This window comes from Mailhella sp. (assembly GCF_057866825.1).
The window spans coordinates 1-7,096 of sequence record NZ_DBMAHT010000105.1 but is presented as its reverse complement, the minus strand read 5'-3'; the positions used below and the strand labels follow the sequence as shown (position 1 = coordinate 7,096).

Below are 7,096 nucleotides of genomic sequence, written 5' to 3'. Positions count from 1 at the left end.
GCGTCATCACCACGAACCCCAAGCTCTGCCCCAACGTCAAGAAGGATCTGGCCGTGAAGTTTGAAGACTGGTGGGTGAACCCCAAGACCCAGAAGCTCATTGAAGACTACCAGCTGGAAGGCAAGCAGCTCTTCTTCCCCAACGCCGGCAAGTAAGCCAACCCGCGGGCCGGATTCCCGGCCCGCCTTCCATTTTTTTCCTCGCAGGTCATCATGGGATATTTCAGCGACGGCATGCAGAAGGCCATCGACCTTCTGCTGCACATGGACGACGCCACCTTCTCCGCCATTGAAGCCACGCTCTCCTCCACGAGCTGCGCTCTCATCATTGCCACCATTCTCGGGCTGCCCCTGGGCTTTCTGCTCGGCTACACCAACTTTCCGGGCAAAAAGTTCATACGCCTCGTGTCCGATACGCTCCTGGCCTTTCCCACGGTGCTCATCGGTCTCGTCGTCTATGTGTTCATCACCTACCGCGGCCCGCTCGGTCAGTTCGGACTGCTCTTCACCGTGCCCGGCATGGTCATAGGTCAGAGCATTCTTGCTCTGCCCATCGTCGTCTCCTGGACGGCGCAGGCCGTGGAAAATCTGGACCGGCGCTGCCGGGAAACCCTGCTCACGCTCGGCGCCTCCTCCTCGCAGCTCGCCCTGCACACCATCCGCGAAATCCGCTACGATCTCGGCATGGTCTGCGTGACGGCCTTCGGCCGCGTGGTCACGGAAGTGGGCGTGGCCATGATGCTCGGCGGCAACATCCGCTATTCCACGCGCACCATGACCACCGCCATTTCGCTGGAAACCAGCAAGGGCGAATTTGCGCAGGGCATAGCTCTCGGACTCGTGCTTCTGTTCATCGCCTTTCTGGTGAACTTTCTCATGACCTGGCTCAGACAAAAGGGGCGCGCATGAACATTCTTTTCGAGGCGCACGATCTCTGCAAGCGCTACGGCGACATCACCGCGCTGCGTCTTCCCTACTTCTGCATGGAAAAGGGAGAGACCGTGGCGCTCACCGGAAGAAACGGCAGCGGCAAGTCCACCCTGCTGCGCATGCTCGCCTTTCTGGAAAAACCGACGTCCGGCTCCCTGTTCTACGCCGGAAGCCAGACCGATCCGCGCCGGGAAATCACCCTGCTGCTTCAGGAACCCTACCTCATGAAGGCTTCCGTGTTCTGGAACGTGACGCTCGGTCTGCGTCTGCGCGGCCTCGACGCGGAACAGCAGCGCAAGGGCTACAGGGAAAGCATGCTCGCCGTGGGCTTCGCCGATCCCGACGGCATGGCATCGCGCGGACCGGGAGAACTTTCCGGCGGCGAGCGCCAGCGCATCGCCCTTGCTTCGCGTCTTATTCTCTCTCCTTCCGTACTTTTACTTGATGAACCGACATCCAATGTTGACGCGGCAAGCGAAAAGGCCATACTCAATGTTGTGCGTACTCTGCGCAGCCGGGGCGTCAGCATCGTGTGCGCCACGCACGACAGAGACCTTCCCGCAGCTCTGGAAGCCCGGGAAATAAGCATTGTCAACGAAAGGCCCTGAAAGGCCCGGTCACCTAAAAAACCAACCGTTTTCCGCAAGGATGGAGAATATCATGCGTATCGTTGCCGTATCCACGAGTGCCCGCAAGGGGGAAAAGAAAATCAATCAGCCGCAGGTGACCCTGGTGGCCAATCACGGCGTGGAGGGCGACGTCCATGCCGACGGCACCCATCGTCAGCTCAGCCTGCTGGCCATGGAAGACATTGAATACATGCGCTCCATGGGCGCCGACGTGCATCCCGGCGACTTCGCCGAAAACATCACCACCGAAGGCGTGGAACTCTACACCTGCCCCGTGGGCACCCGCTTCGTCATCGGCGACGACATCGAGCTCGTGCTCACCCAGATAGGCAAGGAATGCCACATGGGCTGCGCCATCCGCCAGCAGGTGGGCGACTGCATCATGCCGCGGCGCGGCGTGTTCTGCCGCATTCTCAAGGGCGGCGTGGTCAAGCCCGGCGACAGCTTCCGCATCACCTTCCGCCCCCAGGTTCTTCCCCAGGCGTAGGCATCGAGGCTCCCATGTCTGAATTCTCTCATATCGACGCCGCAGGCAACGCCCGCATGGTGGACGTCAGCGCCAAAAAAGAAACGAAACGCACCGCCATCGCCCGCGCCGTGGTGGAACTCAATTCCCACACACTGGAACTGCTCAAGGCCAAGGCCCTGCCCAAGGGCGACGTGCTCACCGTGGCGCAGGTGGCCGGCATCATGGCGGCCAAACGCACCTCGGAACTCATTCCCATGTGCCATCCGCTGGGCCTCACCCACGCCGACGTGCGCTTCAAGGTGCAGGACGAACCGCCTTCCGTGCTGCTCGAAGCCTCGGCCAGCACGTCCGGCCGCACCGGCGTGGAAATGGAAGCCATCGTCGCGGCCCAGGTGGCGGCGGCCACCATCTACGACATGGTCAAGGCCGTGCAGAAGGACGTGGTCATCCGCGACGTGCGCCTCATTCTCAAGTCCGGCGGCAAGAGCGGCCTGTTCAAGACCGACGATCCGCTGCTCTTCGAGGTGGAAGACACGCCGCTGCCCGCGCCGCGTCCCGCGCCCGAAGCCTGGACGGGCGAAGGGCTTGCCGTGGCCTGCATCACCCTTTCCGACAAGGGCTACGCCGGCGACCGCGTGGACGAAAGCGGCCCCGCCCTGCTCGACATGCTCTCCGAGCTCTCTCCGGCCCGCCGTCAGCTCTTCCTGCTGCCCGACGATCCGCGGGCGCTGCGCAAGCTGGTCAAGGATCTTGCCGCATCCGGCTGGGGACTCATCGTCACCACCGGCGGCACCGGTCTCTCGCCGCGCGACTTCACGCCGGAAGCCCTGATTCCCGTGCTGGATCGCCGTCTGCCCGGCTTTGAACAGGTCATGTTCGCCGAAGGGCTCACCCACACGCCGCGCGCCGTGCTTTCCCGCTGCCTTGCGGGCACGCTGGGGCGCACCATGCTCATCGCCCTGCCCGGAAGCCGTCTTGCCGCGCAGGAAAATCTCGCCGCGCTTCTGCCCGTGCTGCCGCACGCGCTGGAAAAGCTCAACGGCGACATGAGCGACTGCGGAAGGAGCTAGCCTCATGGCAGAACCGCACGAAGACTACCCTGCCGCGCTCACCGACGCCCACGGCAGAACGGTGCGCTACCTGCGCATTTCCGTGACCGACCGCTGCAATCTCTGCTGCCGCTACTGCCGCGACGACAGCGTGCCCTTCATTCCGCACGAAAACATTCTGCGCTTTGAAGAAATTGAAAAGATCATTGAAATCGCCGTGAAGCTCGGCGTCCACAAGCTGCGCTTCACCGGCGGCGAACCCTTTGCCAGAAAGGGCTTTCTTGACTTTCTCATCAAGATTCACCGGCGCTTTCCGCAGACGGCGCTCAAGCTCACCTCAAACGGCACCCTGCTTGCTCCGGCGCTCGACACGCTCAAGGAGCTCGGCGTATCGGTCAACCTGTCCCTCGACTCGCTCGATCGCGCCAAATACGCGTCCATCACCGGCAGGGACGTGCTTCCCACCGTGCTCGACAACATGCACCGCATGCTGGAACTCGGCATTCCGCTCAAAATAAACGCGGTGGCCATGCGCGGCGTCAACGACAACGAGCTTCCCGCCCTGGCCGCCATGGCCATGGACTGGCCCGTGGACGTGCGCTTCATCGAGTTCATGCCCATGGGCGATTCCACCATCTGGTCGAACAACCTGTTCTGGCCCGCGGCCGATATTCTGGAAAGCGCCCGCAGGCACTGGCGGCTTGAACCCGTGGCCCTGCGCCGCAAGGACGGACTGGAAAGCGAAGGCCACACGGCGGAAGAGCGCGGACCGGCCAAGCTGTGGAAGCTCATAACGCCGGAAGGCCGCGTCTCGAAGGGCAGCTTCGGCCTCATCACCTCGGTGACGCAGAGCTTCTGCCAGTCCTGCAACCGCCTGCGCCTCACGGCAGAAGGCAATATCCGCACCTGTCTTTTCGACGACAGGGAATATCCCATCCGGGACGCCCTGCGTGACAAGGGCGAAGAGGAAGTGCGCCGCATCATGATCGACGCGGTATCCCGCAAGCCCGTGGGCGCGGAAATTCTTGCCGCAAGCAACGGCCCCGTGGCACACAAGCGCATGTCCGCCATCGGCGGATAGGCACTGCATCTCCGCCGACCGCCGGCGCGAGACCGCAATGCCGATTTCCTCCGTCGGCGCGCCCTGAATTTCGGAGCGCGCCGACTTTTTTGCCCTTCTCGCGCTCAAGACGCTCCGTCGCCCAGACAAAATGCCTCCGTCGAACAAGGCAAGACGTGCGCCTTGCGTCAATCACGTCATCAGCAACGCGCCTTTTTCCCAACGCCTGCCGCAGGCTCCCGCGCCCTCTCGCGCCTTGCGTCCTCAATTCCCGCACGCGCGCCCGTTCTGCCTGCGCGGCCTGCCGCAACTTCCGAACCGCGGATGCCGTTGCCCCGCGCCGTCAATCTTCCGGCCCCGACCAGCAGCTCCCCTGACTTTCGCGTCCCGACCGGCGACCGGGCGCATCCGGCGCTTGACACGTCCTCCGCGATTCGGCAAGGCCCGGCGCGAGCTCCGAGCCACCGTCTTTTGCCGAAGCATCGGAACAGGCATGTCCTTTTGGCAAAAAATAGCGTATCATGGTCTTCGACTGAACATTCCCGTTTCCGCACGGGCACGAGCATGCCGACAGGCAAGGTGGCGCATGAAAACTTCCACGGTAAAATCGCTTCAGGCCTACGAGCTCATCCGGGAGCTCATTCTTCAGGGAGAGCTGCTTCCCGGCGCACGTCTGGTGCTGGCCGATCTGGAAGAAAAGCTCCATGTCGGCCGGGGCCCCATACGCGAAGCGCTCATGCGGCTCGACCGCTCCGGCCTCATACGCAATCTCCCCTACAAGGGAGCCGTTGTCGCGCCGCTGCCCACGGTGCGAGAAATCCGGCATATCTATGAACTTCGGGTGCATCTGGAATGTCTGCTGGCCACCGAGGCCATGAAGTACGCCGACGAAAAGCACTGCGACGACATCGAGGACATTCTGCGCGGCATGGAACAATCAACCGCGCCTTCCGCCACGCTGTTTCACGCCGACCGGGCCTTTCACGCGGCGCTGTACAAGGCCTCGGCCATGCCGCATCTGCTGGACACGGCCGACACGCTTGTGGATCACGTGGAAATATTTCTGCATCACCGCTGCTACGCCGCGCAGGATCAGAAAACGCTGCTGGAACAGCACAGGGAAATTTTTGACGCCTTTCAGAAAAAGGACGAAGCCCGGCTTTGCGAGAGCCTGACCAATAACATCCTCATGGGGCTCCGTCTGATACAGAAGGAAATGGAACGCCGGGGAAAACAGTGCTGGTAACAAGGCTCTGACGCGCGATCTTCCGGCGAATCCTGGAAGACCACCGGCAGAAAACAAATTGGCACTGCTCCATGCGCGGCAATGGCTCAAAAAAGTCCCACCCGCGGCAAACGGATTCCCCTTTTGCGCTTCCATCCAGAGCGCTTCTCTCCGCTGCGTTGCCCGCACGTTTTCCGCGCTCCGCATATTGTTTTCCGCAGCAAAAGGATGCACCCCGCCGTCAGACCAGCCGTATTGCCGGGAATTTCGCCGAACATCGCCGATCCGCCTGAAAAACGCCGGGCAGCATCGAAACTCAAAGGCAGCACATGGCCCGCGCGCGTTCGCCATCAGATTGACGTCGAGCCCTCATGCTCACCTTGCAGGAGCGACGCACGCCCCTTGATCCGCCCCCCCCGGGAAAACAGCGCAAACCATGCCCGGCTTTCTGCATCCGGGCGGATGCCGACTCTGCCGTCAACGGAAGCATCGCTCCGCGAAACGCGCCGCGCGTGCAACAGGCCTGACGCACGCGCAAAAAATGCATAAAAAAAGAGCTGCAAACCTCGGCTTGCAGCTCTCGCTCTCATAATGGTGCCCAGGGGGAGACTCGAACTCCCACGCCATTCGGCGCTACCACCTCAAGATAGTGTGTCTACCAATTCCACCACCTGGGCACCCGAAATAATTGGATTTTTCAAAGTGTTTCAAACGATTTCAATAGAAATCATTCGCAAAGCCTTAAAATACGTTTGTATGGTACAGAAAGAAAAATAAAAAAATTTAGTTATATCAGATTATTATCATATTTTCCCTCGCTCCCAAATCAAAAATAATGAATTAATATAATCCATTATATACAAAAAATCACTGGACGCCAATAATAAAATTTGTCTACAAAAACTATAGAATATTTTATTGGTCTAATATCGTTCAAAATGTGTATAAAAATAATATAATTTTCAATTAATTGACAGAATCTAAGAATTCATATAGACCAAATTTACATCTTGATTTGAATTATTACATTATAAAGGTGGTAAAATGAAAATCGGATACATAAGAGTTTCAACTTTGGCACAAAATATAGACCGTCAACTTGACCATATTAAACTTGATAAAGTCTTTTGTGATAAGATAAGCGGGAAGGCCATGAATAACCGTCCGGAACTGCTTTCTTGTCTTGAATTTTGCCGGGAAGGTGATGAACTGTACGTTCATAGTTTTGATAGATTGGCTCGCTCACTTAGGGACTTGATGAATATCATCAACACACTTACGGCAAAAAAGGTAACGATTCGGTTCGTGAAAGAAAATCTTTCTTTTAGTGGGGAGGCTGATAATCCGACCAATAATCTGATGTTGGGATTACTTGGTGCCATAGCGGAATATGAAAGAAATCTGATCGTTAATCGCGTGCGCGAAGGTGTGGCTATCGCCAAAGCGAAAGGCCACTATCGGAATGTAGGACGCAAACCAACGTTATCCGCCGATACCATTAATGAACTGCGTACAAAGCACGCCGCCGGGGCGAGACCAACGGACTTAGCCAAAATTTATGGAATTAGCCGGGCAACGGTGTATAATTATCTTTCAAAGTAAAAAATAAACCGTAGGAGTATATACTCCTACGGTTTATTTTTTATCAAAATTCATTTTATTTTATTGAAGATGTTTTATTTTTTTTGTTGTAAAATATTATTAAATAATCATAATCTTTATCTTCTATAAAAAC

The 7,096-nt window shown here is 57.9% G+C and carries 7 protein-coding genes and 1 tRNA gene; 7 read left to right on the top strand and 1 reads right to left on the bottom strand.

All coding sequences use genetic code 11. The features are described from left to right. Positions 1-212: 212 nt before the first annotated feature. The 6 genes from ACZM96_RS08650 to ACZM96_RS08625 all read left to right on the top strand — a co-directional run bounded on the left by ACZM96_RS08650 (position 213) and on the right by ACZM96_RS08625 (position 5,382). Complete coding sequence (locus ACZM96_RS08650) at positions 213-908, top strand: ABC transporter permease (RefSeq protein ID WP_489488554.1); 696 nt, start codon at positions 213-215, stop codon at positions 906-908. Further along, entirely contained in the window at positions 905-1,537 is a 633-nt protein-coding gene (locus ACZM96_RS08645; protein WP_489488552.1) for an energy-coupling factor ABC transporter ATP-binding protein, read from the top strand. Before ACZM96_RS08650 ends, ACZM96_RS08645 begins: the two co-directional genes overlap by 4 nt. 52 nt (positions 1,538-1,589) lie before the next feature. Next, positions 1,590-2,045 (top strand): MOSC domain-containing protein, encoded by a 456-nt coding sequence (locus tag ACZM96_RS08640; protein WP_294484576.1) that lies wholly within the window; start codon positions 1,590-1,592, stop codon positions 2,043-2,045. A 14-nt stretch (positions 2,046-2,059) separates the two neighbouring features. Then, positions 2,060-3,097, top strand: a complete 1,038-nt coding sequence (gene moaCB / locus ACZM96_RS08635; protein WP_489488551.1) for a bifunctional molybdenum cofactor biosynthesis protein MoaC/MoaB — start codon at positions 2,060-2,062, stop codon at positions 3,095-3,097. A 4-nt stretch (positions 3,098-3,101) separates the two neighbouring features. Next, a complete protein-coding gene (gene moaA / locus ACZM96_RS08630) occupies positions 3,102-4,157 on the top strand; it encodes a GTP 3',8-cyclase MoaA (RefSeq protein WP_489488550.1) in 1,056 nt (351 codons plus the stop codon). Between the two features lie 565 nt (positions 4,158-4,722). Next, positions 4,723-5,382 carry a GntR family transcriptional regulator gene (locus tag ACZM96_RS08625; RefSeq protein WP_489488549.1) on the top strand — a complete coding sequence of 220 codons (660 nt, stop codon included), beginning with the start codon at positions 4,723-4,725 and terminating at the stop codon, positions 5,380-5,382. Between the two features lie 571 nt (positions 5,383-5,953). On the opposite strand, the gene ACZM96_RS08620 is transcribed toward ACZM96_RS08625, so the two are convergent. Further along, positions 5,954-6,038: transfer RNA gene (locus ACZM96_RS08620), tRNA-Leu, on the bottom strand. A 367-nt stretch (positions 6,039-6,405) separates the two neighbouring features. On the opposite strand from ACZM96_RS08620, the gene ACZM96_RS08615 reads away from it, so the two are divergent. Continuing rightward, positions 6,406-6,963 (top strand): recombinase family protein, encoded by a 558-nt coding sequence (locus ACZM96_RS08615; protein ID WP_489488548.1) that lies wholly within the window; start codon positions 6,406-6,408, stop codon positions 6,961-6,963. The last annotated feature ends 133 nt before the right edge of the window (positions 6,964-7,096 follow it).

Bases quoted from the DNA above. Each gene is read 5' to 3' on its own strand.
- ACZM96_RS08645 (WP_489488552.1), top strand. From the start codon at position 905: ATGAACATTCTTTTCGAGGCGCACGATCTCTGCAAGCGCTACGGCGAC.
- moaA (WP_489488550.1), top strand. From the start codon at position 3,102: ATGGCAGAACCGCACGAAGACTACCCTGCCGCGCTCACCGACGCCCAC.
- ACZM96_RS08625 (WP_489488549.1), top strand. From the start codon at position 4,723: ATGAAAACTTCCACGGTAAAATCGCTTCAGGCCTACGAGCTCATCCGG.
- ACZM96_RS08615 (WP_489488548.1), top strand. From the start codon at position 6,406: ATGAAAATCGGATACATAAGAGTTTCAACTTTGGCACAAAATATAGAC.
- ACZM96_RS08640 (WP_294484576.1), top strand. From the start codon at position 1,590: ATGCGTATCGTTGCCGTATCCACGAGTGCCCGCAAGGGGGAAAAGAAA.
- ACZM96_RS08650 (WP_489488554.1), top strand. From the start codon at position 213: ATGGGATATTTCAGCGACGGCATGCAGAAGGCCATCGACCTTCTGCTG.
- moaCB (WP_489488551.1), top strand. From the start codon at position 2,060: ATGTCTGAATTCTCTCATATCGACGCCGCAGGCAACGCCCGCATGGTG.